The following is a 23,865-nucleotide window of genomic DNA, read 5'->3' as shown; positions in this document are numbered from 1 at the left end:
CGCCGCCCAGGAGACCGCCATGGACCCGACCACCGCATCGTCCGTCCCCACGTCCGCGGCCGCCCGCAGCATCGCCCGCTGGGCCGGCCTCGGCTACCTCGCGATCTTCGCGCTCGCGATCCTCGCCAACTTCGCGGTCGTGACCCGCATGGTCACGCCCGACGACCCCGCCGCCACCATGGCCGCCATCGCCGGCGACGCGGCGACCTTCCGCATCGGGATCGCCGCCTTCATCGCGATCGCCATGATCGATGTGGGACTGGCGTGGGCGCTGCACCAGGTGCTCCGGCACACCGGGGAGCAGCGCTCGCTGCTCGCGGCCTGGCTGCGGCTCGCCTACAGCATCGTCTTCGCGACGGCGGTGACGTTCATGGCCGTCGCGCTCCACCTCGCCACCGGCGGCGACGCCGTCGCCGGCCTTGGGGACGAGGCGCGCGCCGCCTGGGTCGGCACGGCGATGACCGCCTTCGACACGGCCTGGCTGATCGGCCTGGTCGCGTTCGGCCTGCACCTCATCGTGGTCGCGCGGATCCTCGTGGATGCGCGGCTCGCCTCGCGCGCCCTCGGGATCGCGCTGATCCTCGCCGGCGGCGCGTACATCGCGGACACGTTCGCGCACGTGCTGCTCCCGGACTACGCCGCGGTCGCGGACGTCATGCTCGCGGTGGTCGCGATCCCGTCGATGGTGGGCGAGATGTGGCTGACCGTATGGCTGCTGCGCGGAGGACCGCGCACCGCCCCCGCGAAGCCGCGCCGCGCGACCCGGGAGGCGGTCCCGGCGTGACGCGGCGCACGCGATGCCCCGGCCCTGCGGCCGGGGCATCGTCGCGTCACCCGCCGGTCAGGTCCCCGACCTCCGCTGAGACGGGTTCGCTGAACACCAGCACCTCGAGCGCGGCACCCGCGAGCGCGGCCTCGACCTCGGCATCCGCGGGGTCATCCGAGATGGCGCCGATCACGTCGGCAGGGTCGACGAGCGACACCACCGCGGACACGAGCGTGCCCGACTCGGTGTCGCCGACGAGCACCGCGCGGCACGCGCTCGCCTCCGCGTCGGTCACCGTGTCGGACCAGCACAGCGCGCCGCTCACGTCCTCGGCCGAGCCGTTCGCGTCGAGCAGCAGGTCGAGGATCGAGTCGGCGGTGTCGAGGAACGTCGCCTCCGGGCTCCCCGTCCAGCACTCGAGCACCGCGTCCTCCTCGCCGGAGACGATGCCCGACATCTGGACCGTGTCCTCGCAGGACGTCGACGTGAGACCGAGCCCCGAGAGGTCCGGCAGCTCGGTGTCGCTCTGCGACGAGCAGCCGGCGAGCGCCGCCGCGAGCGCGAGCGCCGCGACCGCGCCGACGGCGAGCCTCATCGGCCCTCCCGGTTGACCGCGGAGATGATGGCCTTGAGGGTCGCGGTGGTGATCGACGGATCGATGCCCACGCCCCACAGGATCTGGTCGCCGATCGCGCACTCGACGTACGCGGCGGCGGTGGCGTCGCCACCGGTGCTCATCGCGTGCTCGTGGTAGTCGAGCACCTCGACGTTCACGCCGCGCGTCGCGAGCGCCGCCACGAACGCGGCGACCGGGCCGTTGGCCGACCCCTCGATGGTGACCGCCGCTCCCCCGTCGGTGATGTCCGCGGACAGCGTGTCGGGACCGGTCTCGCTCGACGTGCCGCGCGTCCCCACCAGCGAGAGGCGTCCCCACTTGCGCGCAGGGTCCGCCGCAGGGAGGTACTCGTCCTCGAAGATCTGCCACAGCGTGTCCGCGGTCATCTCGGCGCCCGTCGCATCCGCCTCGCGCTGCACCACGCGCGAGAACTCGATCTGGAGGCGGCGCGGCAGGTCCAGGCTGCGCTCGTTCTTCAGCAGGTACGCGACGCCGCCCTTGCCGGACTGCGAGTTGACGCGGATGACGGCCTCGTAGGACCGGCCCACGTCCTTGGGGTCGATCGGCAGGTACGGGACGGCCCACAGGAGGTCGTCGACGCCCACGCCCTGGCTGTCGGCCTTCGCGGCCATCGCCTCGAGGCCCTTCTTGATCGCGTCCTGGTGCGATCCCGAGAACGCCGTGAACACCAGGTCGCCGCCCCACGGGTGGCGGGGGTGCACGTCGAGCTGGTTGCAGTACTCGACGGTGCGGCGCACCTCGTCGATGTCGGAGAAGTCGATCTCGGGGTCGATGCCCTGGCTGAACAGGTTCATGCCCAGGGTCACCAGGTCGACGTTGCCGGTGCGCTCTCCGTTGCCGAACAGGCAGCCCTCGATGCGGTCCGCGCCGGCCATGTAGCCCAGCTCCGCGGCGGCGATGGCCGTGCCGCGGTCGTTGTGCGGGTGCAGGCTCAGCACCACCGAGTCGCGGTAGTCGAGGTTCCGGTTCATCCACTCGATCGAGTCGGCGTACACGTTGGGGGTCGCCATCTCGACGGTCGCCGGCAGGTTGATGATGACCTTGCGGTCGGGCGTGGGCTTCCACACGTCGAGCACGGCGTTGCACACGCGCACCGCGTACTCGAGCTCCGTGCCGGTGTAGGACTCGGGGCTGTACTCGTAGAACACGCGGGTGTCGGGGATGGTCTCCTCGAACTTCTGGCAGAGCATCGCGCCGTGGGTCGCGATGTCGAGGATCTGGTCCTCGTCCGCGCGGAACACGACCTCGCGCTGCAGGATGCTCGTCGAGTTGTAGAGGTGGACGATCGCCTGCTTGGCACCCTTGAGGGACTCGTAGGTGCGCTCGATCAGGTGCTCGCGCGCCTGGGTCAGCACCTGGATGGTGACGTCATCGGGGATGCGGTCCTCCTCGATGAGCTGACGCACGAAGTCGAAGTCGGTCTGGCTCGCGCTCGGGAAGCCGACCTCGATCTCCTTGTAGCCCATGCGCACCAGGAGCTCGAACATGCGCAGCTTGCGCTCGCCGTTCATGGGCTCGATGAGGGCCTGGTTGCCGTCGCGCAGGTCCACCGCGCACCAGCGCGGCGCCTTCTCGATGCGCTTGCTCGGCCATTGCCGGTCCGGCAGATCCACCCGGATCTGCTCGTGGAACGGCGCGTACTTCCGGATGGGCATGGGGGACGGCTTCTGGGTGCCGCCGGTGTAGTGGCTCATGATTCCTCGCTGCTTCGCTGTGTCGCTGGGGTCCTCGGTCGGCAGGCGAAGGGCCGCGACGAGGGACCGACCTGGACTAGGCCTCGTCGCGGCACATAAGCAGCGAGCGTGCACGCATACGGCCACCATAGCCCACGCGCGCATCGTCCACGCCCCAGCCCTCCCCGCCGGGAGGCTGTCCGCGGGCCGCTAGAAGCCGAGGCGCCCGAGCTGCTTGGGGTCGCGCTGCCAGTCCTTGGCCACCTTGACGTGCAGGTCCAGGTAGACCTTCCGCCCGAGCAGATGCTCGATGCCGGCCCGAGCGGTCGCCCCGACCTCCTTGAGGCGCGAGCCGGCCTTGCCGATGATGATGCCCTTCTGCGAGTCGCGCTCCACGAACACGTGCGCGCGGATCTCGAGCACGGGTCGATGCGCATCCTCGGAGTCGGGCTCGACCATCTCCTCGATGACCACGGCGATCGAGTGGGGGAGCTCGTCGCGCACGCCCTCGAGCGCGGCCTCGCGGATGAGCTCCGCGACGCGCACGTCCTCAGGCTCGTCCGTGAGGTGGCCCTCAGGGTAGAGCGGCGGGCCCTCCGGCAGGCGGTTCGCGAGCACGTCGAGGAGCGTGTCGATCTGGATGTCCTTGACGGAGCTCACGGGCACGATGTCCGCCCACTCCCCCAGCTGCGACACGTCGAGCAGGTGCTCGGCCACGCGCTCGCGCGAGACCTTGTCGACCTTGGTCACGATCGCGACCACGGGCGCGCGGGTCTCCGCGAGCTCGCGCGCGATCCACTTGTCGCCCGGCCCGACCTTCTCGTCCGCCGGCAGGCAGAAGCCGATGACGTCGACCTCGAACAGCGTCTCGCGCACCAGGTCGTTGAGGCGCTCGCCCAGCAGCGTGCGAGGACGATGCAGGCCGGGCGTGTCGACGATCACCAGCTGGGCATCGTCACGCGTGACGATGCCGCGGATCGCGCGCCGCGTGGTCTGCGGGCGCGAGGACATGATCGCGACCTTCTCGCCCACGAGCGCGTTCATCAGCGTGGACTTGCCCGCGTTGGGGCGGCCCACGAAGGCCACGAAGCCCGACCGGTGCTCACTCATCGTCGTCATCCTTCCGTCCGCGCCTGCGCGGCACCGTCTCGTTCTCGCCGGTCTGCTCCGGCGTCTCGGCACGCTCCGCGATCACGGACACCAGCCTGCGCCTGCGCCCCTCCGCCCGCTCGGCGAGCAGCACAAGCCCGTGCGCGGTCGCCTGCGAGCCCGGGATCGGCACCTTGCCCAGAGCCTTCGCGAGCAGCCCCGCGACGGTCTCGACATCCTCGTCGTCGATCTCGACCTCGAAGAGCTCCGCGAGCTCGTCGAGACCGCAGCGCGCGGGGATACGGTAGCGGCCCTCACCCAGGTCCTCGACCTCGGGGGCCGAGCGGTCGTGCTCGTCGACCATCTCGCCCACGATCTCCTCGAGCGCGTCCTCGATGGTGACCAGGCCGGCGACGCCGCCGAACTCGTCGACCACCACGCCCATGTGGAACACCTCGTCCTGCATGCGGCGCAGGAGGTCGTCCACCGGCACGGACTCGGGGATGAACTCGGGGTCCCGCACGAGCGCGTCGACGGGCTCCTCGAGACGGTCCGGGTGGTCCCACGTCGCCCGGACCACGTCCTTGAGGTACAGGACGCCGCGGATGTCGTCCACACCGTCCCCGATCACGGGGACGCGGGAGAAGCCCGAGCGCATGAACAGCAGCATCGCCTTGCGCGCCGGCGTGCCCGCCTGGATGGTGATCATGTCGGTGCGCGGCACCATGACCTCGCGCGTGAGGGTGTCGCCCAGGCCCACCACGGAGCGCAGCAGCTCGGCGTCCTCCTCCTCGAGCGCATCGGTGGCCTGCTCGACCAGGTCCTCCGGCTCCGACAGCTCACGGATGCGCAGCGGCGGCACCACGGCACGGATGGGCGAGGTGAGCCGCACGAGCACCCACGCGAGCGGCGCGAGCACCCGCACCGCCGCCTCGGGAGCCCGCCGGGCGGCGGCACGTGGCCACGCGCGCACCACCACGAGCGAGAAGAAGCCCGCCACGGCCACCGCGAACACGAGCGAGGCCTCGGTCTCCCACCCCGCCGCGTGACCGATCTCGAGCGCGAGCGCGGTCCACGCGACCAGCGCGACCGCCTCGAGCACCGCGTACGCGACGGAGGCCGCGTTGTCCGCGTGGTCGGGCAGCGCCGCGAGCCGCGCCGCGCGCGTGGGGCGGCCGTCCGGACGCAGCTGCGCGGCGATGCGACGCTCATCCGCGTAGGGGATCTGCTCGAACGCGGCGACGAGCGCGTGCAGCACCGCTGCCCCCGCGAGGCCCGCCGCGAGGACGACGACCAGCAGGGTGATGGCGGTCGACGTCATCGGTTCGCGAGGAACGTCAGCAGGAGGTTGCGCTGGAGCGCGAACATCTCCTTCTCCTCCTCGGGCTCGACGTGGTCGTAGCCCAGGAGGTGGAGCAGGCCGTGCGTGGTGAGCAGGAGCATCTCCTCCTCCGCCGAGTGGCCTGCCGTCGCGGCCTGACGCGCGGCGACGGACGGGCACACCACGATGTCGCCCAGCAGCCCCGCAGGCGTGGGCTGGTCGGGCGTGCCGGGGCGCAGCTCGTCCATGGGGAAGCTCAGCACGTCCGTGGGGCCCGGCTCGTCCATCCACTGGAGGTGGAGCTGCTCCATCGCCTCCTCGTCGACGAACATGATCGCAAGCTCCGCGCCGTCCGCGACATGCATCTGCGCCAGGACGTAGCGCGCGAGCTCCGCGAACTCGACCTCGTCGACGGTCGCGTCGGTCTCGTTGTTGACCTCGATCATCGCTGCTCCTCCCGGTCGAACCGGCGCTTCTGGCCGGTGGGCCGCGCGCGTCCCTGCGTGCGCTCGTCGTTCTCGGCGTACGCCGTGATGATGTCGCTCACCAGGCGGTGACGCACCACATCGTCCGCGTTCAGGTGGCAGAACGCGATGTCCTCGACGCCCGTGAGGATCTCGGAAGCGGCGCGCAGGCCCGACCTGGTCCCCCCCGGCAGGTCCACCTGCGTGACGTCGCCGGTGACCACCATCGTGGTGCCGAAGCCCAGGCGCGTGAGGAACATCTTCATCTGCTCGCGCGTGGTGTTCTGCGCCTCGTCGAGGATGACGAACGCGTCGTTGAGGGTCCGTCCACGCATGTACGCGAGCGGCGCCACCTCGATGGTCCCCGCCTCCATGAGGCGCGGGATCGACTCGGGGTCGACCATGTCGTGCAGCGCGTCGTACAGCGGTCGCAGGTAGGGGTCGATCTTCTCGGAGAGGGAGCCGGGCAGGAAGCCCAGCCGCTCGCCCGCCTCCACGGCGGGGCGCGTGAGGACGATGCGGTTGACGCGCTTGGACTGCAACGCCGCCACGGCCTGCGCCATCGCGAGGTACGTCTTGCCGGTGCCGGCAGGCCCGATGCCGAACGTGATGGTGTGCGACTCGATCGCGTGGACGTATGCCGCCTGGCCCTGCGTCTTGGGCCGGATGGTGCGCCCGCGGGTCGAAAGGATCGAGCGGCTGAGCACGCCCGCGGGACGCTCGGCGACCTCGGTCGCGGTCCCGACGGAAGATGCGGCGCCCCCCGAGGCGCGGGTCGAGCGCAGCATGCGCACGGACTCGCGCGCGACGTCCGGCGTCAGCGGGACGCCCGCGCCCAGCACGTCGCGAAGCTCCTCGACCGCGCCCGCCGCCGCCGCGACATCGTCCTCGTCGCCGGACAGCGTGATGCGGTTGCCGCGCACCATGATGCCGACCGCGGGGAACGCCTTCTCCACCTCGCGGAGCACGCCATCGCCGGAGCCGAGAAGATCCGGCATCCGTGCGGCGTCCTCGACCACGACCACCCGGGTTACGCTCACGCGGGGTCCCAGCCGAGGGTCGCGCCGCCGAGCACGTGGGCGTGCACGTGGAAGACGGTCTGGCCGGCGGCGGCGCCGGTGTTGAAGATGAGGCGGTGCTGCCCCCCGGACTCGGCGTCGGAGACCTGCTGGGCGACGATCGCCATCTCCGCGAGCACGTCGGGGATCTCGCGCGCGGCCGCCGCGACGTCGGGGACGTGGACCTTGGGAGCGACCAGGACATGCACGGGCGCCTTGGGCGCGATGTCCCGGAAGGCGACGACGTTCTCGGTCTCGACGACCTTCGTCGCGGGGATCTCCCCCGCGACGATCTTGCAGAAGATGCAGTCCGTGGTGCTCATCCCCCTAGCGTAGTGACCGCTCACCGGGACGGGTGGCCCTGCGGTGCGGCCCAGTGCCCGCGCAGCGCTCCCAGCGCCGCGAGCGCCGCAGGACCCGCGGACGAGGCGCGCAGCACGTGGGGGCCGAGCACCACCGCGGCGGCGCCGGCGGCGCGCAGCGCGTCGAGCTCCCCGTCGGAGATCCCGCCCTCGGGGCCCACGATCAGCCACACGGGCTGGTCGGGGTCCGCCCACGCGAGGCCCGCGAGGGGCTCCGCCGAGGCCTCGTGGAGCACGAGCACGCGGTCACCCGCGTCGACGGCCTCGCGCACGAGCGCCGCGAGCTGCTTGGAGGTCACGGCATCGTCCACCACGGGCACGAACGCCCGGCGGCTCTGCTTGGCGGCCGCGAGGCCGAGCGACGCCCACTTCTCCCGGCCCTTGGCCGCCTTGGGCCCCCGCCACTGCACGATCGCGCGCTCGGACGCCCACGGCACGATGCGGGTGGCACCCAGCTCGACCGCGGCCTCGACCGCCTGCTCGTCCCGTCCGCCCTTCGCGAGCGCCTGCACGAGCGTCACCGGCGGGTCGACGTCGCGACCCACCGCGTCGACGGCGACCTCCATCCACCGGTCCCCCGTGGCGGCGATGATGCCGCTCGCGCGGGCGCCCGCGCCGTCGACCACGTCGACGCGCTCACCGATGCGGCGGCGCTGGACCGTCACGGCGTGGCGCGCCTCGTCGCCCTCGACGCGGATCCGATCCCCCACGGCCGCACTCGCGGCCGCGGGATCGACGAAGACGGGTGCGGTCACCGCTCCCGGCCCAGGAACGCGTCCTTGAGCCGGGAGAAGACGCCGCCGCCGATGGGCGCGAGCCGCGCCTCCGGCGCCTCCTCCCCGCGCAGCGCGGCGAGCTGACGCACCAGCTCCTCCTGCTCGGCGGTGAGGTCGGTCGGCGTCACCACGTCGAGGTGCACGAACAGGTCGCCGCGACCCTGGCGCTGGAGCCGCCCGACACCGAGCCCCTTGAGCTTCACGGTGGAGCCCGCGTGGGTGCCCGGGCGCACGTCGACGTCCTGTGGTCCGTCGAACGTGTCGACGGACAGCACCGTGCCGAGCGCCGCGGCGGTCATGGGCACCTCGAGCGTGCAGTGGAGATCGGAGCCTCGACGCTCGAAGACTGCGTGCGCGCGCTCACGGATCTCGATGTACAGGTCGCCCTTCTGACCGCCCGCGACCCCCGCGTCGCCGACCCCGGTCATGCGGATCCGGGTGCCCGTCTCGACGCCGGCGGGGATGTCCACCGCGATGGTGTGACGCGAGTGCGTCCGCCCCTGGCCCGAGCAGTCGGTGCACGGCGTCTCGATGGTGGTGCCGTAGCCGCCGCACGCCGGGCACGGCGCGGTGGTCATGACGTTGCCCAGGAGCGAGCGCGCGACGCGCTGCACCGAACCCTGGCCGTTGCACTGGCGGCAGGTCTGCGGCTGGGTGCCGGGCGCGCAGCACGAGCCGTGACACGTCGAGCAGACGTCGGCGAGATCCGCCTGGATCTCGCGGGTCACGCCGAACACAGCCTCCTCGAGCGTGATCTCGGTGTGCACGAGCGTGTCGCCGCCACGCTGGGTGCGCGAGGCCGGGCCGCGCTGAGCGGAGCCGAACGGCCCCGCGCCGCCCCCGAAGAAGGTCTCGAAGATGTCCTCGAAGCCGAAGCCCTGGGGGCCACCCGCGCCGCCCGACGCGGAGCGCGGGTCCACGCCGCGGTCGTACTGCGCACGCTTCTCGGCGTTGCCGAGCACGTCGTAGGCGGCCGAGACCTCCTTGAACCGCTCCTCGCCGTCCGCGCCCGCGACATCGGGGTGCAGCTCGCGCGCGAGCTTGCGGTACGCCTTCTTGATCTCGGCCTCGGTCGCGTCCCGCGAGACGCCCAGCGCGCCGTAGTAGTCCTTCACCTAGAGCTCCACCACTTTCGACAGATAGCGGGCGACGGCGCGCACGGCGCCCATCGTCCCTGGATAATCCATACGGGTCGGTCCGAGCGCACCCACGAGCGAGGAGGCGTCGCGACCGTACGCGGCGGCGACGATCGACGTGCGCGACAGCGCCTCGTAATGGGTCTCGGCGCCGATGCGGACCGAGACATCGTCCCCCTCGGCCGCCATCTCGTGCAACAGCCGCAGGAGAACCACCTGCTCCTCGAGCGCGTCGAGCACCGGCGCGATGGTGTCGGCCTCGAGCCCCGACCCGGCGCGGGCGAGGTTCGACGCGCCCGCGAAGACCACGCGCTCGACCGTGCCGCCGCGCGTCGCGGCGACCACCACATCGGCGACGGCGCCGGCCCACGGGACCTGGTCGGGTGCCTGCGCCCACAGGGTGAGCGCCGCCTCGAGGCGCGCCCCTCCGAGGCCGTGCGCGGTCGCGTTGACCTCCCGCACGGCGCGCTCGAAGTCCTCGTCCGACGTCGCCTCGCCGAGCGCGACGCTCTGCTGCTCCACGCGCGCGTCCGAGGACACGACGACCACGAGCGCGTGCTCCGCACCCATGCGGACCAGCTCGACGCGGCGGACCGCGGACTCGCGCAGCGACGGGTACTGGACCACCGCGACCTGGCGCGTGAGCTGGCTCAGGAGCCGCACCGAGCGCTCGACCACGTCGTTGAGGTCCACCGCATCGGACAGGAAGGTGCCGATCGCGCGCCGGTGCGCCTCCGGCAGCGCCGCCGCGGCGAGCTGATCGACGAAGGACCGGTAGCCCTTGTCCGTGGGGATGCGGCCGGCCGAGGTGTAGGGCTGCGCGATGAGCCCCTCCTCCTCGAGGATCGCCATGTCGTTGCGGATGGTCGCGGAGGAGACCCCGAGCGCACGCGTCTCCGCGAGGGCCTTGGAGCCCACCGGCTCGTGCGTGGCGACGTATCCCTCCACAATCGCGTGGAGCACGGCGCGCCGACGTTCCTCGGTCACGGTCCCTCCTGGCACTCTGGCTTGCTGAGTGCTAATCCTATCGCGGCGCCCCGGCGCCCCGATCGGGCACGCGAGGGTCTCCGGAATCTCCGCCACGACCCGCGCGTTACGAGGCACGTCTCACTACGATCGAGACAAGGGCCCTCGCTCGAGCGGCCCGCCAGGACAACGACGAAAGGCTCTGCCATGACCGAGAACCCGACACCCCCGGCCTCCCCGAGCGGCGCCTCGGGCGACACGGGGCTCGCCACGGTCGCTCACGCGACGGTCTTCACCGGCTTCCTCATCCCGCTCATCCTCTGGCTCGTGGGACGCGAGCGCAGCGCGTTCACCGACACCGAGGGCAAGGAGGCGCTGAACTTCGGCATCCTCGTCACCATCGGCTACGTCGCGGCGAATGTGCTCGGCCAGATCGGGCTCGGCTTCTTCGGCTGGCTGCTCAACCTGGCCGTGTTCGTCATAGCGCTGATCTTCGGGATCCAGGGCGCGGTCGCCGCGAGCAAGGGGCAGGGCTACCGCTACCCGTTCACGCTGCGGCTCGTCTCCTAGGGGTAGCACCCCGACGCGAATCAGGGCCCCGCTCCCCCTCCCGGTGGATGCGGGGCCCTGCGCCGTCCTGCGAGGCTGGAGGCATGAACGAGCAGACCGCACCCCAGACCCCCGACGGCGGCACCGGGCAGCCGTCGCAGCAGCCCACCGGCGGCCAGGCCTACGACCCGGCTCCGCCCTACGCGCAGACCCCGCCGCCCTATGCGCCGGCGCCCATGCTGGAGTCCGACGCCCGGACCATCGCGATGCTGGTCCACATCCTCGCGGCGATCGCGATGCTGCTGTCCGCAGGCACGCTCGCGTTCGTGGTCCCGCTGGTGATGTGGCTCCTCTACCGCGAGCGCAGCGCGCTCATCGACCACCACGGCAAGACGAACCTCAACCTCCAGCTCACGTCCCTCGCCGTGATCATCGGCGGATGCGTGATCGGGTTCGCGACGCTGTTCATCGGGTTCATCGTGACCGGGCCCCTGATGGTCGCCTACGCGGTCTACGCGCTCGTGATCTCGATCGTCGCGGGTATCCGCGCGAACCGCGGCGAGTACTACCGGATCCCGCTGGTCATCCCGTTCGTGCGCTGACGGCGTCGAGCAGCCCCTGCTCGACCACCTGCGCGAACCGCTCCATGCCGGCCTCGCCGGGGTGGATCCCGTCCGGGCCCAGCACGGTGGGATCCGCCTCGACGGCGTGCTGCCAGTCGGCGATCACCACGGCGTCATGGCCGCGCGCGGCCTGACGCACCGCCCGCTGAGAGCCCTTCATCCACGAGCGGTCCCCGTACGGGGTCACCAGCACGAGCGAGCGGTCCCCGACCACCTCGAGCAGACGCGCCATCTGATCCTCCGGCACCGCCCCGTTGGTCCCGAGCGCGACCACCACGTAGGGGCGCAGGCGTCCCTTGCGCGCGAGCGTGTCGAGCCTGTCGACACCCGCGGAGAACTGGCGGCCCACCTCGGCGTCGACCATGACGCCCGGGAGCGCCGCGGTCAGCGCCGGAGCGGCACCCAATGCCACCGAGTCGCCGACGATCATGACCTCGGCACCGTCCGGCACCACGGGCTCCGGCACCGCCGGGGCCGCCTCCGGGGCATCGGGCGATCCGGGCGGGTCGAGCCGCACCACGCCCGGCCGGTCCCCCGCTCGGGGGGACAGCGGCACCGAGGTCCCGATGGGGACCGGCGGGCCGAGGACCTCGGCGTCCTGACGGCCGTCGGCGAGCGTCGGGACGCTCACGGCCGTCGCGGCGGAGCCGATCGACGCGGCACCCGCATCGAAGGAGACCTCGAGCGAGGTGCGCGCCGGCGCGATCGCGACACCCCAGCACGCGAGCCCGATCACGGCGGCGGCCAGGGCAGCGAGCCCGACCCCGCACGCCCGGCGCAGGCTCTCCCCGTCGCCGAGCGCGTCGCGCAGCAGCCTCCCACCGATCCGAGCGGACCGTCGCAGCCCGGCTCGCCGCACCGGCATCTCGATCCAGCGGTACGACGCCGCCGCCGCACCGAGCGTGAGCATCACCGTCAGCACCACCGTGAGGACCGAGGGCGCACGCACCCGTCCGCCGTCCAGCAGCGTGGCGACGAACACGAGCACGGGCCAATGCCACAGGTAGATCCCGTACGAGCGGTCGCCGATCCACCGCAGCGGCGCGGCATCCATCCGGGCGCCCACCGCGGGCACCACGAGCACCATCCTGATGACGGCGACCGCGGCGATCGAGGCCGCGAGCAGGCCCCCGCGGTACGTCCACGGCGAGTCCCACGGCAGCACGAAGGCGAGCGCCGCGAGGACCACGGCCCCGAGGGCACCCACCGCGAGCGCGCCCGGTGCGCGCGAGCGGGTCGATCGACGCGCATCGTCGCCGGACCATGCGAAGGCGAGCGCCGCGCCCGCCATGAGGCCGAACGCGTGCGTGTCGGTGCCCATGTAGGCGCGCGTCGGGTCGACGCCCGGCACCGCCGACACCGCCATGGCGGCCGCCGACGCGGCCGCGAGCAGGCCGGCCACGAGCGCGGCACGACGCGTGGCGAGCCCCCAGGCGGCGAACCCGACCACCACGAGCGGCCACAGCACGTAGAACTGCTCCTCGACGCCGAGCGACCACAGGTTCTCGAACAGGCGCGGCGACGATGCCCCCGCGTAGCTCCGTCCTGCCGCGATGGTGGCCCAGTTGCTGGTGAACGTGGCGGCCGCCGCTCCCTGCGCGCCCGCGCCGACCAGCAGATCGCCCCACGCCGAGCCCTCGACCTCCGCGCCGTTCGCGCGGAGCGTGGCCGCACCGAGCGAGACGGCGGCCGCCGGCACCACGACCGCGACCGCGAGCGCCGGCACGAGCCTCCGGATCCGATGGCTCCAGAAGCGTCGCAACGAGATGCGCCCCGCCGCCGCGCGCTCGCGCAGCAGGATCGTGGTGATGAGGAACCCCGACAGCACGAAGAACACGTCGACGCCCACATAGCCGCCGGGCACCAGCGAGGGCGCGAGGTGGTAGGCGACCACCAGGACCACCGCGACGGCGCGGAGACCGTCGAGCCCCGCGATCCGGGCGCGGCCGACGGCGCTCGCGACGGGCGTGCGGGAGGCGGTCCGCGTGAGGCTGTCGGTGCTGATGATCATGCCGGCGGCCGCGGGGCCGCCGCTCCTTCCACGGGTCGGCGGCGCGAGGGGCGAGCGACAAGCGTACGCGCGCGCGAGACCCGTCCCGGACCGCCGCGGCGGCGCGTCACGTGAGGGCGCGCACCACCATGTCGGCCAGGAGCCGACCGCGTCGTGTGAGGCGCAGCGTGCCGCGCACGGCCGCCGCCCCGTCCAGGAGCTCGTCCGCGATGAGGCGCGCGACCGCATCGGCCCTGCCGTCGATGCTCTCGGCGGGCACGCCCTCGCGCAGGCGCAGCCGCAGCATGACCTCCTCGAGCCGGAGGTCCTCGGGGCTGAGCTCCTCGCCCTCGGCCTCGGGGCTCTCGCCCGCGGCGAGCCGCGCCGCGTACGCGCGCGGGTGCTTGACGTTCCACCACCGTCGCGCGGCGGTCTCCGTCCCGTCGACGATGCGCGGACCCAGGTAGGAGTGCGCGCCCGGACCGATCCCCCACCAGTCCTGGCTGCGCCAGTACGCCATGTTGTGGCGGCACCGGTCGGCGCTCTCGCGAGCCCAGTTCGACACCTCGTACCAGGAGTAGCCCGCCTCGCTCAGGAGGGTGTCGGCGAGCTCGTACATGTCCGCCTGGACGTCCGGGTCCGTCGGCTCGACCTCGCCGCGGCGCAGCTGGGCGCCCATGCGGGTGCCGGGCTCGATCACCAGCGCGTAGGCGCTCACATGGTCGGGCTCGAGGGCGAGCACCGCCTCGAGGCTCGCGCGCCAGTCCGACAGCGACTCCCCCGGTGTGCCGTAGATCAGGTCGAGGCTGACCTTGAGGCCCGCGTCGCGGGCCCACGCGACCGCCCGCTCGACGTTGGCCGGGTTGTGCGTGCGGTCGAGCGTCGCGAGCACATGCGGCACCGCGGACTGCATGCCCAGGCTCACGCGCGTGAAGCCCGCCCGTGCAAGCGCGTGGAGCGACTCGCGCGTGACCGAGTCCGGGTTGGCCTCCGTGGTGACCTCGGCGTCGGCGCTCAGGCCCCACGTGCCGCGGACGCCGTCGAGCAGCGCGATCAGCGCCGACGAGTCGAGCATCGTCGGCGTCCCGCCTCCGAAGAAGACCGTCCGCACGGCACGCGCGTCGCCGCGCATCGTGGTGCGCGCGAGCTCGAGCTCCTGCAGCGCTGCCTCGACGTAGCCCTCGCGCGTCGCGCCCTCGACCTCGCCCGGGGCGTACGTGTTGAAGTCGCAGTACCCGCACCGCACCGAGCAGAAGGGGACATGGATGTAGACGCCCAGGTCCCTCACGGCAGCACTGTTGGCCATAACGTCATCATGCCTGGTGGCAGGGGATTCCGTCGCGTCGGACGGGGGCACGCTACTTCTTCTTGCCCTTGTCCGAGCCGTCGTCCGACGTGGACAGCGCGGCGATGAAGGCCTCGGGCGGCACCTCGACCGAACCGATGTTCTTCATGCGCTTCTTGCCGGCCTTCTGCTTCTCGAGCAGCTTGCGCTTGCGCGAGATGTCGCCGCCGTAGCACTTCGCGAGCACGTCCTTGCGGATCGCGCGGATGGTCTCTCGCGCGATGACCCGCGAGCCGATGGCCGCCTGGACGGGGATCTCGAACTGCTGACGGTCGATGAGGTTCTTGAGCTTGCCGACCATCATGACGCCGTAGCCGTACGCCTTGTCCTTGTGCACCACGGCGGAGAAGGCGTCGACCTGCTCACCCTGGAGAAGGATGTCGACCTTGACCAGGTCCGCAGCCTGATCGCCGGCGGGCTCGTAGTCGAGCGAGCCGTAGCCGCGCGTGCGCGACTTGAGCTGATCGAAGAAGTCGAAGACGACCTCCGCGAGCGGCAGCGTGTAGTGCATCTCCACGCGCGTGTCGCTGAGGTAGTTCATGGTCCCCATGAGGCCGCGGCGCTCCTGGCACAGCTCCATCACGGTGCCGATGAACTCGCTCGGCACCAGGATCGACGCCTTGACCACGGGCTCACGGACCTCGGCGATCTTGCCGCCGGGGAACTCGGACGGGTTGGTGACGGTCACCACCTTGCCGTCCTCCATGTGGACCTCGTACACCACGTTCGGTGCGGTCGAGATGAGGTCGAGCCCGAACTCGCGCTCGAGGCGGTCGCGCACGATCTCGAGGTGGAGCAGGCCCAGGTAGCCGCAGCGGAAGCCGAAGCCGAGCGCGACCGAGCTCTCGGGCTCGTAGACCAGCGATGCGTCGTTGAGCTGGAGCTTGTCGAGCGCGTCGCGCAGGATCGGGAAGTCCGATCCGTCGACCGGGAACAGGCCCGAGTAGACCATCGGCTTGGGATCGCGATAGCCGCCCAGCGAGGCCTGGGCACGGCGGTTCGCGAGCGTGACGGTGTCGCCGACCTTCGACTGACGCACATCCTTCACACCCGTGATGAGGTAGCCCACCTCCCCCACGCCGAGGCCCTTGGTGGGCACCGGCTCGGGGCTGATGACACCGATCTCCAGGAGGTCGTGCGTCGCGAGCGTCGACATCATCGCGATCTTCTCGCGCGACTTGAGCGAGCCGTCCACCACGCGCACGTACGTGACCACGCCGCGGTAGGTGTCGTAGACGGAGTCGAAGATCATGGCGCGCGTGGGGGCGTCCGCGTCGCCCACGGGCGCGGGGATGTCCCGCACCACGCGGTCGAGCAGCTCCGGCACGCCGGCACCCGTCTTGCCCGACACGCGCAGGACGTCCTCGACGTCGCAGCCGATGAGCTGAGCGAGCTCGGCCGCGTACCGGTCGGGGTCCGCCGAGGGCAGGTCGATCTTGTTGAGCACCGGGATGATGGTGAGGTCGTTCTCCATCGCGAGGTAGAGGTTCGCGAGGGTCTGCGCCTCGATGCCCTGCGCGGCGTCCACCAGCAGGATCGCGCCCTCGCACGCGGCGAGCGAGCGGGACACCTCGTAGGTGAAGTCCACGTGGCCCGGGGTGTCGATCATGTTGAGCGCGTGCGACGCGCCGTCGACGGCCCACGGCATGCGCACGGCCTGCGACTTGATGGTGATGCCGCGCTCGCGCTCGATGTCCATGCGGTCGAGGTACTGCGCCTTCATCTGGCGCGGCTCGACCACGCCCGTGAGCTGGAGCATGCGGTCCGCGAGGGTCGACTTGCCGTGGTCGATGTGCGCGATGATGCAGAAGTTGCGGATGAGCGCCGGATCGGTCGAGGCGGGCTCGATACGGGGATCTGCAGACACGGTGATGACGGTTCCTCGGGTTCTGGCGACAGGGGTGCAGGCCATTGTCCCACGAGCAGGGGTGGGACCGGGGCGACCACATGAAGACTTCAGCAATCGCCGACCGCGCCGATACTAAAGGCAGACCGGTATGTCCGGATGCGACGAGCACGTGTGGGAAGGGGGCGCCGATGTCGGATTCCGAGCTGTTCCGCCCCGCCTTCGACGGCTCCCCGATCGGCATGGTGGTGCTCGGCGCCGACGGCGCGCTGCTCGATGTCAACGGCGCGTTCGCGCGCATCGTCGGCCGAACCGTCGCGGGTCTGCGCACGTACCGCCTGCGCGACCTCACCCACCCCGACGACATCCCTCGCGACGAGGAGCTGCGCTGGCAGCTGGACAACGGCGAGCTGCCCTACTTCCAGGCGCAGACGCGGCTGGTCCACCGCAACGGCGACTCGGTGTGGACCCGGATGACCGTGTCGCCCGTGACGGGTGAGGACGGCGTGCAGCGCTACCTCGCGCACGTGGAGGACATCACGGAGATCCGCCGCGCCAAGGACCTGCTCGAGCGCCGCGCGCTCTACGACCACCTGACCGGGCTCGCCAACCGCACGCTGCTGCTCGACCGGCTCGAGGCCGCGCTCGAGGCGCGCCGCACCGACGCCCACACGGTCGCGTGCGTCTTCCTCGATGTCGACCACTTCAAGGTGGTCAACGACTCGCTGGGCCACGCTGCCGGCGACTCGCTGCTCCAGGAGATCGCGCGCCGCATCAAGGGCGCCGTGCGCCCCGGCGACACCGTCGCGCGCCTGGGCGGCGACGAGTTCGTGGTCATCCTCGAGTCCATCCCTACCCAGGCCGCGGCCGAGGCCTTCCTCACGGTGCTCGCCGCGGACATCCAGGTGCCGTTCACGCTGAGCGGGCACGAGGTGGTGCCGACCGTCTCTGTGGGCCTCGCGCTCGCGGAGCCGGAGATCACCGCCGAGAGCCTCGTGCGCAACGCCGACACCGCGATGTACGCGGCCAAGCAGCGCGGCCGCGCACGCGTCGAGGTCTTCACCAGCGAGCTGCGCTCGCACGCGCTCAACAAGCTGTCGATCGAGGCGGAGCTGCGCACCGCGATCCGCGAAGGCGAGCTGGTGGTCCACTATCAGCCGATCGTGCGGCTCGACACCGCCGAGGTGGTCGCGTACGAGGCGCTGGTGCGCTGGAACCACCCCAACCGCGGGCTCCTGCTTCCGGACGAGTTCATCGCCATCTGCGAGGAGGCGAACCTGGTGGTCCCGCTCGGCGCCTTCGTCATCACGGAGGCATGCGAGTTCATCGCGTCGCACCCCGAGTTCAAGGGCCGCGTGTTCGTCAACGTCTCGACGCGTCAGATCGGCGGCGCCGACCTCACGCGGGTGGTGACCGGCGCGCTCGAGGCGACCGGCATCGACCCCGGCCGGCTGGGGCTCGAGATCACCGAGTCCGGCATGCTCATCGCCACCCAGGCCGCGCACTCCGACCTCGACGGCCTCACCGCGCTGGGCATCGACCTCATCATCGACGACTTCGGGACCGGCTACTCGGCGCTCAGCTCCGTGCTCCTCAACCCGGTGTCCGGCATCAAGCTCGCGCGCGAGTTCACGCTGCGCCTGGGCGACCGGGGCACCGGCGACCGCATCTCGACCACGGTGGCCACGCTCACGCGCAGCCTCGGCATGTCGGGTGTGATCGAGGGCGTCGAGTCCGAGGCGCAGCGCGCGATCGCACGCGAGCACGGCTGGCAGCTGGGCCAGGGCTTCCTGTTCGGCCACGCGCGGCCCGCGCATGAGCTCGACCTGGGCGACGCCACCGCCATGGCGGGCGGCCTGTAGGTCCCGGTACCGTCGACCGGGTGAGCTCCCTCGTCGACCTGCTGCGGCGCATCGTCCGCGCGATCCGCTCCACGCCGCACCCCTCCGCCTCGCGCAGCACGGCCACCCCGGCCGCCTACCCGGGCGACTTCACGGGCCGTCCGCGGATCAGCTACTCCCCCACGCGCGGAGGCGCTCCCGAGCCGGGCGAGGTCGTGTGGACCTGGGTGCCGTTCGAGGAGGACCACGCGCAGGGCAAGGACCGGCCCGTGCTGCTCGTGGGCCGCGACGGACGATGGCTGCTCGGCCTCATGCTCACCAGCAAGGACCACGATCTCGACGCGGCCCAGGAGGCCCGGTGGGGACGCTACTGGATGGACATCGGGGCCGGTCCGTGGGATTCTCGAGGACGCCCGAGCGAGGTGCGCCTCGACCGGATCGTGCGCGTGGACCCCGCAGGGGTCCGGCGCGAGGGTGCGATGCTCGACCGCGCGACGTTCGACAGGGTCACCGGTTCGCTGAAGGACCACCACTCCTGATATGATGTCCGTTCGTGTGTGAGCGCGCCTGCTCGCGCCCCACCCATAAGTTTTCACCTGAAATTAGAAGGATCGCTGTGGCTAACATCAAGTCGAAGATCAAGCGCATCGGCACCAACGAGAAGTCGCGCCTGCGCAACGTCGCCGTCAAGTCCGAGCTCAAGACCAACGTCCGCAAGGTGCGCGAGGCCATCGCCGCCGGCGACAAGGCAACCGCCGAGACCGCCCTCAAGACCGCCTCCGTCAAGCTCGACAAGGCCGTCTCGAAGGGTGTCATCCACAAGAACCAGGCCGCGAACCGCAAGTCGGCGCTGGCCAAGCAGGTCGCCGCTCTCTGACGACCACCCGCTCGTACGCCCCGTATCGCTCACGCGATCGGGGCGTTCGTGCTTTAGCGGGCAAACATGGATAGTCTGCGTTCCGTGAACTTTCACTCCCAGCCGCGCCTGTGGCGCCCGACGCGCCACGAAGGTGCGACGCGCGCCCTCGTGGCGCGTCAGGGGATCTTCACGCGCGACGGGGATGCCCGTGGGCACGAGCTCCTGTACCGCGCCTCCGGCGGTACCCCCGTGCCGGTCGACCGCTGGTGCGCGGACGACCAGGACCGCGCGACCGAGCACGTCCTCGCGGCGGCCTTCTGGCGCCATCCGGACATCACCTCGCCGCTGCCCGCGTTCGTCAACTTCACCGGCAGCTACCTGGTCACGCGCGACGTCGCCCGCGACTGCGACCCCTCGCGGGTGGTGATCGAGATCGTCGAGTCGACGGACGCCACCGCCTCCGTGGTCGAGCGCATCGCGGAGCTCAAGGCTCAGGGGTTCCGCATCGCTCTCGACGACTTCGTGGGGACCTCCTCCCAGCGGCGGCTGCTGCCGCTCGCCGACTACGTCAAGATCGACTGGCGCGACCTGCTCCACTTGGGCACCGGGCTCGTCACGTCCGCGCGTCGGTACGGCGCTGCGCTGATCGCCGAGCGGGTCGAGGATCGCGGGATCCTCGAATCCTGCGAACGCGCGGGCTTCGACCTGTTCCAGGGCTGGCACTTCGAGGCCGCGGTCACGCTGGACCGCGGCGAGCACGACGCCGAGCCGGCGCTGGCCTGACGCGCGCCGCCGCGCCTTCGCGGCACGCTACGAGGCGAGCTCCGCGACCGTCCGCACCGCACGCTCGAGCGCGAAGCCGGGTGCACGCGACGCGCCCTTGATCTCCGCATCGGCCTGCGCGACCGCCTGGACGGCGAGCGCGAGCGAGTCCGCGTCCCACCGTCGCAGGTCGCGGCGCGCACGATCCTCCTGCCAGGGCTGGATGCCGAGCTCCCTGAGGCTCACGCCGCGACCGCGAGCGGCGCCGACCTTGATGAGCGTGCGGAGCTTCGAGGCGAGCGCCGCGACGAGCGGGACCGGATCGGTGCCGGTCGACAACGCGTGCCGGACCAGGGCGATCGCGTCCGAGGTACGGCCGGCGATCGCCGCGTCCGCGACGGAGAACCCGGTCGCGTTGACGCGGGTGCCGTAGTAGCGCGTCACCACCTGCTCGTCGATAGGACCGTCCACGTCGCTCATCAGCTGCGCGCACGCGGCCGCGATCTCGGCGACGTCCTCCCCGATCGCGTCGACCAGGGCCCGGACCGCCCTCGCCTGCGTGGGGCGGCCGCCACGCTCGAACTCGCCGGTGGCGAAGTCGACCAGCTCGGCGTCCTTCTTGATGGCCGGGCACGTGTACTCCGGCGTGCCGCCCTTGCGCAGGGTGTCGAGCAGCCGCTTGCCACGCACGCCGCCGCCGTGCTGGAGCACCACCACGCAGTCGGGGTCCGGCCGCTCCACGTAGGCGAGCGCGTCCTGGAGGAAGTCGTCGTTCATCGACTCGAGCGACTCGACCAGCACGAGCCCGGGCTCCGCGAACAGCGACGGGCTGGTCGCGCCCGCGAGACCGCCCTTGGAGTAGGCGGCCGCGTCGAGCCGGGTGACCTCGATGTCTCCGGCCGCCCGCATGCGCGCGGCGATGCGCTCGACCGCGCGCGAGGCGAGCAGCTTCTCCGGACCCGAGACGAGCACGATCGGCGCCGGAGCGGCACGGTGCCACGTCGCCTGGGGTGCCTGCCGTGCGGACTGTCGCGCTGCCATGCGCACTAGGGTGCCACGGGGTCCCGACATCGCCTGACCAGCACGGGCGCCCCGTCACGCGCGCCGAGCACCACGTCGCCGCACAGGTCGGTCCGCAGCACCGCGGCGCCGCGCTCGCCGTAGAGCGCTAGCGCCTCCGCGGCCGGGTGGCCGTAGTCGTTCCCCTCCCCCACCGACAGGATCGCGACCGGGGCCGCGATCTCCCTGACGAGCCCCGGATCCTGCGTGGCGGAGCCGTGGTGCGCGGCCTTGACCACGTCGACATCCACGAATGACGCGGCGCGCGCGAGCCGGCGCTGCGCCGAGAGCTCGACGTCGCCGAGCGCCACCACCACCAGCCCCTCCGCCGCGATCCGCACCACGGTGGACGAGTCGTTGACCTCGGTGCCGCCGCGTCCACGCGGCGCGGGCCCGGACTGGAGCACCTCGACCGCGACCACTCCCCCCGCCCACGTGAGCCCTGCCGTCGGCTCCTCGGAGGGCACGCGTGCGAGCGCCGCCCGGGTCGCATCGGACGCGCCCGGCGGGGGCCACACGCGCGCCACGGCAGCCGCGTCCAGCACCTCGGCGAGACCGCCCGTATGGTCCGCGTGCTCATGCGTCAGGACGAGCAGGTCCAGGCGCGACACGCCGATCCGGTCGAGGCACCGCGCCGCCGCATCTCCCGCGGGCCCCACGTCGACCATCACCACCGCGCCACCGCCGCGCATCACGAGCGCATCGCCCTGCCCCACGTCGCATGCGACCACGGTCCACCCGTCGATCGCACCGCCGAGGCTCTCCGGGAGCCAGCGCACGGGCGCGTGCGCGACGGCCGTCGCGATCAGGGCAATGAGGGCCGCGACGCGCGTGCCCTGGCTCGCACGCGCGGTCCACACGATCGCCGCGCACGCCAGCGAGCCGAGCACGACGCCGCGCAGCCCCGTCGCGGACGCCCATCCGCCGCCCGGCACGAGCGCGAACGCGCGGGCAGCGAGCACCACGGGCCACGCGCACCACGAGGCCGCGGAGGCCAGCACCGCGGCGAGCGCCGGCACGGGGACCGCGAGCACCAGCGCGCCGGCGCCGAGCAGCGTCACGGGCACCGCGAACGGCGCGGCCACCGCATTCGCGGCGACTGCCCACGGCCCCACCGAGGCATCGATGGCGGCCAGCACCGGGAGGCACGCCGCTTGAGCGGCCACGGTGACGGCCGCGGCGTCCGCCAGCGGCGCCGCGACCCTACGGCGCAGGCGCGACGCGAGCGCGGGCGCGAGCTGGGTGATCGCGAGAACGGCCGCCACCGAGAGGGCGAGGCCCGCGTCCCGGGCGAGCTCGGGTCGCAGCAGGATGAGGACGATGACGGCCGTGGAGAGCGCGGGCATGGGCTGTCCCCGTCGACCCGCGACCAGCGCGCCTGCTCCGATCGCCGCCATCGCGAGCGCACGCAGCACCGAGCCTCCGCCCGTGACGGTAAGGGCGAAGCCGCCGCACGCGGACACCGTCACGCACGCGACCACGAGCGGCGCGGCTCGCATCCGGCGCATCACGGCTCCGAGCGCCGCCGCGAGGATCGCGAAGTGCGCGCCGGAGACCGCCGTGAGGTGCGCGAGCCCGGCCATGCGCATCTGGCCGATCACGTCCTGCGGGATGCGCGATGTGTCACCGAGCACCATCCCGGCGACCAGCGCGGCCTCCGTGCCCGGGCCGTCGAGGACACCGAGGAACCCGGTACGCATGCGCTCGAGTGCCGCACGCCAGCCTGTCGGCGGCGCGGTGCCGACCACCTCCCCCGCGAGCAGGGCGTCGACGGCACCCGGTCCTGCCGGGGCCACGACCCCTCTCGCGCGTGCGTCGGATCCTCGAGCCGGCGCGCCGCCCGCGTCGGTCACCACCACCACGAGCCCGCGCGCGTGCCGCCACGGCTCGCCCGCGGCGCGGCGCGCGTCGACCTCGATGCGCACGGCCACGCGCGGCTCCGACCACGCGGACGCGACGGCCCGCACCTCCGTCACCGTGCCGGTGATCTCGAGCGCGTGGTCCGCGTGCGCGGCGATCCACGCGCGCGCCTCGACGGCCGCCGAGGCGGTGAGCGCCGCGGCAGTCGCGCCGACCGCGGCCAGCGCCAGCACCGGTGCGATGCCCTCGCGTACGCATCTCCGCCGCGTCGCCGAGGCGGGCGAACGGCACGCCACGGCGGCTCCCGCGACCACGCAGCAGGCTGCCGCCGCCAGCGCCGCGGGCGTCGGCCCGGCGTGCCACGCGACGAGCGACACCGCCCACACCGCGCACGCGGTGGGGGCGAGGCGGAGGTCGCCCCACCCTCCGATCACGGGACGGCCAGCTCCGCGATGCCGGCCACCAGCGCGGGACCCACGCCTGAGACGCGCGTGAGGTCGTCGAGCGTGAGGAACGGGCCGTTGGCCTCCCTGTCGGCGACGATGCGCGCTGCGAGCACCGGGCCGATCCCGGGGAGCGACTCGAGAGCCGCAGCGTCGCCGGAGCTGAGGCTCACGAGCGAGCCTGCCGCGCCTCCCCCGGCCCCCGTCTCGCCGCCCTCGCCCTCCTCGCCGAGCGTCGCGACGATGATGTGCTCACCGTCCACCACGGGTCGCGCGAGGTTCACCGAGGACTCGTCGGCGCGCGCCGCGAGCCCGCCCGCCGCCGCCACCGCGTCGACCACGCGGCCGCCCGCCGGGACCGAGACCAGGCCGGGCTCCGCCACGGCGCCGCTGACGTGCACGACGGCGAGCGGCGGCGCCTGAGCCGTGGCGGCGACCCC

23 protein-coding genes are annotated in these 23,865 nt (G+C 72.5%); 7 read left to right on the top strand and 16 right to left on the bottom strand.

Annotation, left to right across the window (positions count from 1 at the left end):
• Window positions 1-19 precede the first annotated feature (19 nt).
• Window positions 20-784 carry a DUF4386 domain-containing protein gene (locus AOM00_RS14375; RefSeq protein WP_062518457.1) on the top strand — a complete coding sequence of 255 codons (765 nt, stop codon included), beginning with the start codon at window positions 20-22 and terminating at the stop codon, window positions 782-784.
• Between the two features lie 46 nt (window positions 785-830).
• Here AOM00_RS14375 and AOM00_RS14370 read toward each other — a convergent pair whose 3' ends face one another.
• The 10 genes from AOM00_RS14370 to hrcA form a co-directional block, all read right to left on the bottom strand.
• On the bottom strand, window positions 831-1,361 hold the full coding sequence (locus tag AOM00_RS14370; RefSeq protein WP_062518456.1) for a hypothetical protein: 531 nt from the start codon (window positions 1,359-1,361) through the stop codon (window positions 831-833).
• A complete protein-coding gene (leuA, locus tag AOM00_RS14365; protein ID WP_062518455.1) occupies window positions 1,358-3,097 on the bottom strand; it encodes a 2-isopropylmalate synthase in 1,740 nt (579 codons plus the stop codon). The genes AOM00_RS14370 and leuA overlap by 4 nt, the downstream gene beginning before the upstream one ends.
• Window positions 3,098-3,286: 189 nt before the next feature.
• Window positions 3,287-4,186, bottom strand: coding sequence for a GTPase Era (era, locus tag AOM00_RS14360; RefSeq protein WP_062518454.1), 900 nt, complete (start codon window positions 4,184-4,186; stop codon window positions 3,287-3,289).
• Window positions 4,179-5,486 carry a hemolysin family protein gene (locus tag AOM00_RS14355; protein ID WP_062518453.1) on the bottom strand — a complete coding sequence of 436 codons (1,308 nt, stop codon included), beginning with the start codon at window positions 5,484-5,486 and terminating at the stop codon, window positions 4,179-4,181. Before AOM00_RS14355 ends, era begins: the two co-directional genes overlap by 8 nt.
• On the bottom strand, window positions 5,483-5,932 hold the full coding sequence (ybeY, locus tag AOM00_RS14350) for an rRNA maturation RNase YbeY (RefSeq protein ID WP_062518452.1): 450 nt from the start codon (window positions 5,930-5,932) through the stop codon (window positions 5,483-5,485). The genes AOM00_RS14355 and ybeY overlap by 4 nt, the downstream gene beginning before the upstream one ends.
• A complete protein-coding gene (locus AOM00_RS14345) occupies window positions 5,929-6,948 on the bottom strand; it encodes a PhoH family protein (protein ID WP_082097109.1) in 1,020 nt (339 codons plus the stop codon). Before AOM00_RS14345 ends, ybeY begins: the two co-directional genes overlap by 4 nt.
• Window positions 6,949-6,986: 38 nt before the next feature.
• A complete protein-coding gene (locus tag AOM00_RS14340) occupies window positions 6,987-7,331 on the bottom strand; it encodes a histidine triad nucleotide-binding protein (protein ID WP_062303868.1) in 345 nt (114 codons plus the stop codon).
• 20 nt (window positions 7,332-7,351) lie between these two features.
• Window positions 7,352-8,125, bottom strand: a complete 774-nt coding sequence (locus tag AOM00_RS14335; protein WP_062518451.1) for a 16S rRNA (uracil(1498)-N(3))-methyltransferase — start codon at window positions 8,123-8,125, stop codon at window positions 7,352-7,354.
• On the bottom strand, window positions 8,122-9,261 hold the full coding sequence (dnaJ, locus tag AOM00_RS14330) for a molecular chaperone DnaJ (RefSeq protein WP_062518450.1): 1,140 nt from the start codon (window positions 9,259-9,261) through the stop codon (window positions 8,122-8,124). Before dnaJ ends, AOM00_RS14335 begins: the two co-directional genes overlap by 4 nt.
• On the bottom strand, window positions 9,262-10,269 hold the full coding sequence (gene hrcA / locus AOM00_RS14325) for a heat-inducible transcriptional repressor HrcA (protein WP_062518449.1): 1,008 nt from the start codon (window positions 10,267-10,269) through the stop codon (window positions 9,262-9,264). It lies immediately after the preceding gene.
• Window positions 10,270-10,455: 186 nt separating this feature from the next.
• Here hrcA and AOM00_RS14320 point away from each other — a divergent pair, with 186 nt between their 5' ends.
• Window positions 10,456-10,818 (top strand): DUF4870 domain-containing protein, encoded by a 363-nt coding sequence (locus AOM00_RS14320; protein WP_062518448.1) that lies wholly within the window; start codon window positions 10,456-10,458, stop codon window positions 10,816-10,818.
• 83 nt (window positions 10,819-10,901) lie between these two features.
• Window positions 10,902-11,399 carry a DUF4870 domain-containing protein gene (locus AOM00_RS14315; protein WP_062518447.1) on the top strand — a complete coding sequence of 166 codons (498 nt, stop codon included), beginning with the start codon at window positions 10,902-10,904 and terminating at the stop codon, window positions 11,397-11,399.
• On the opposite strand, the gene AOM00_RS14310 is transcribed toward AOM00_RS14315, so the two are convergent.
• From AOM00_RS14310 to lepA, 3 genes are all read right to left on the bottom strand, one after another.
• Complete coding sequence (locus AOM00_RS14310) at window positions 11,380-13,431, bottom strand: acyltransferase family protein (protein ID WP_062518446.1); 2,052 nt, start codon at window positions 13,429-13,431, stop codon at window positions 11,380-11,382. The two genes, AOM00_RS14315 and AOM00_RS14310, sit on opposite strands and share 20 nt — an antisense overlap.
• A 106-nt stretch (window positions 13,432-13,537) precedes the next feature.
• Window positions 13,538-14,716: a radical SAM family heme chaperone HemW gene (gene hemW / locus AOM00_RS14305; RefSeq protein ID WP_156159193.1), complete on the bottom strand. Its 1,179-nt coding sequence runs from the start codon at window positions 14,714-14,716 to the stop codon at window positions 13,538-13,540.
• A 52-nt stretch (window positions 14,717-14,768) separates the two neighbouring features.
• On the bottom strand, window positions 14,769-16,667 hold the full coding sequence (gene lepA, locus AOM00_RS14300) for a translation elongation factor 4 (protein WP_062518444.1): 1,899 nt from the start codon (window positions 16,665-16,667) through the stop codon (window positions 14,769-14,771).
• A gap of 125 nt (window positions 16,668-16,792) precedes the next feature.
• Here lepA and AOM00_RS14295 point away from each other — a divergent pair, with 125 nt between their 5' ends.
• The 4 genes from AOM00_RS14295 (at window position 16,793) to AOM00_RS14280 (ending at window position 20,084) form a co-directional block, all read left to right on the top strand.
• A complete protein-coding gene (locus AOM00_RS14295; RefSeq protein ID WP_062518443.1) occupies window positions 16,793-18,463 on the top strand; it encodes a putative bifunctional diguanylate cyclase/phosphodiesterase in 1,671 nt (556 codons plus the stop codon).
• A 20-nt stretch (window positions 18,464-18,483) separates the two neighbouring features.
• Window positions 18,484-18,981, top strand: a complete 498-nt coding sequence (locus AOM00_RS14290) for a type II toxin-antitoxin system PemK/MazF family toxin (RefSeq protein ID WP_062518442.1) — start codon at window positions 18,484-18,486, stop codon at window positions 18,979-18,981.
• 77 nt (window positions 18,982-19,058) lie between these two features.
• Complete coding sequence (gene rpsT / locus AOM00_RS14285) at window positions 19,059-19,319, top strand: 30S ribosomal protein S20 (RefSeq protein ID WP_042212820.1); 261 nt, start codon at window positions 19,059-19,061, stop codon at window positions 19,317-19,319.
• 84 nt (window positions 19,320-19,403) lie between these two features.
• The gene (locus AOM00_RS14280; protein WP_228373520.1) at window positions 19,404-20,084 is read left to right on the top strand and encodes an EAL domain-containing protein; all 681 of its coding nucleotides are present in this window, start codon (window positions 19,404-19,406) and stop codon (window positions 20,082-20,084) included.
• A 27-nt stretch (window positions 20,085-20,111) separates the two neighbouring features.
• Here AOM00_RS14280 and holA read toward each other — a convergent pair whose 3' ends face one another.
• From holA to AOM00_RS14265, 3 genes are all read right to left on the bottom strand, one after another.
• Window positions 20,112-21,104 (bottom strand): DNA polymerase III subunit delta, encoded by a 993-nt coding sequence (holA, locus tag AOM00_RS14275; protein ID WP_062518473.1) that lies wholly within the window; start codon window positions 21,102-21,104, stop codon window positions 20,112-20,114.
• A gap of 5 nt (window positions 21,105-21,109) precedes the next feature.
• The gene (locus tag AOM00_RS14270) at window positions 21,110-23,416 is read right to left on the bottom strand and encodes a ComEC/Rec2 family competence protein (RefSeq protein ID WP_062518440.1); all 2,307 of its coding nucleotides are present in this window, start codon (window positions 23,414-23,416) and stop codon (window positions 21,110-21,112) included.
• A partial coding sequence (locus tag AOM00_RS14265; RefSeq protein ID WP_174442346.1) for a ComEA family DNA-binding protein occupies window positions 23,413-23,865 on the bottom strand: 453 nt, incomplete at its 5' end. The genes AOM00_RS14270 and AOM00_RS14265, both read right to left, overlap by 4 nt.

Origin of the sequence: Demequina gelatinilytica, assembly GCF_000971115.1 — a bacterium.
Lineage (GTDB): Bacteria > Actinomycetota > Actinomycetes > Actinomycetales > Demequinaceae > Demequina > Demequina gelatinilytica.
The sequence above is the reverse complement of the archived record's forward strand: the minus strand, read 5'-3'. Positions and strand labels throughout refer to the sequence as shown.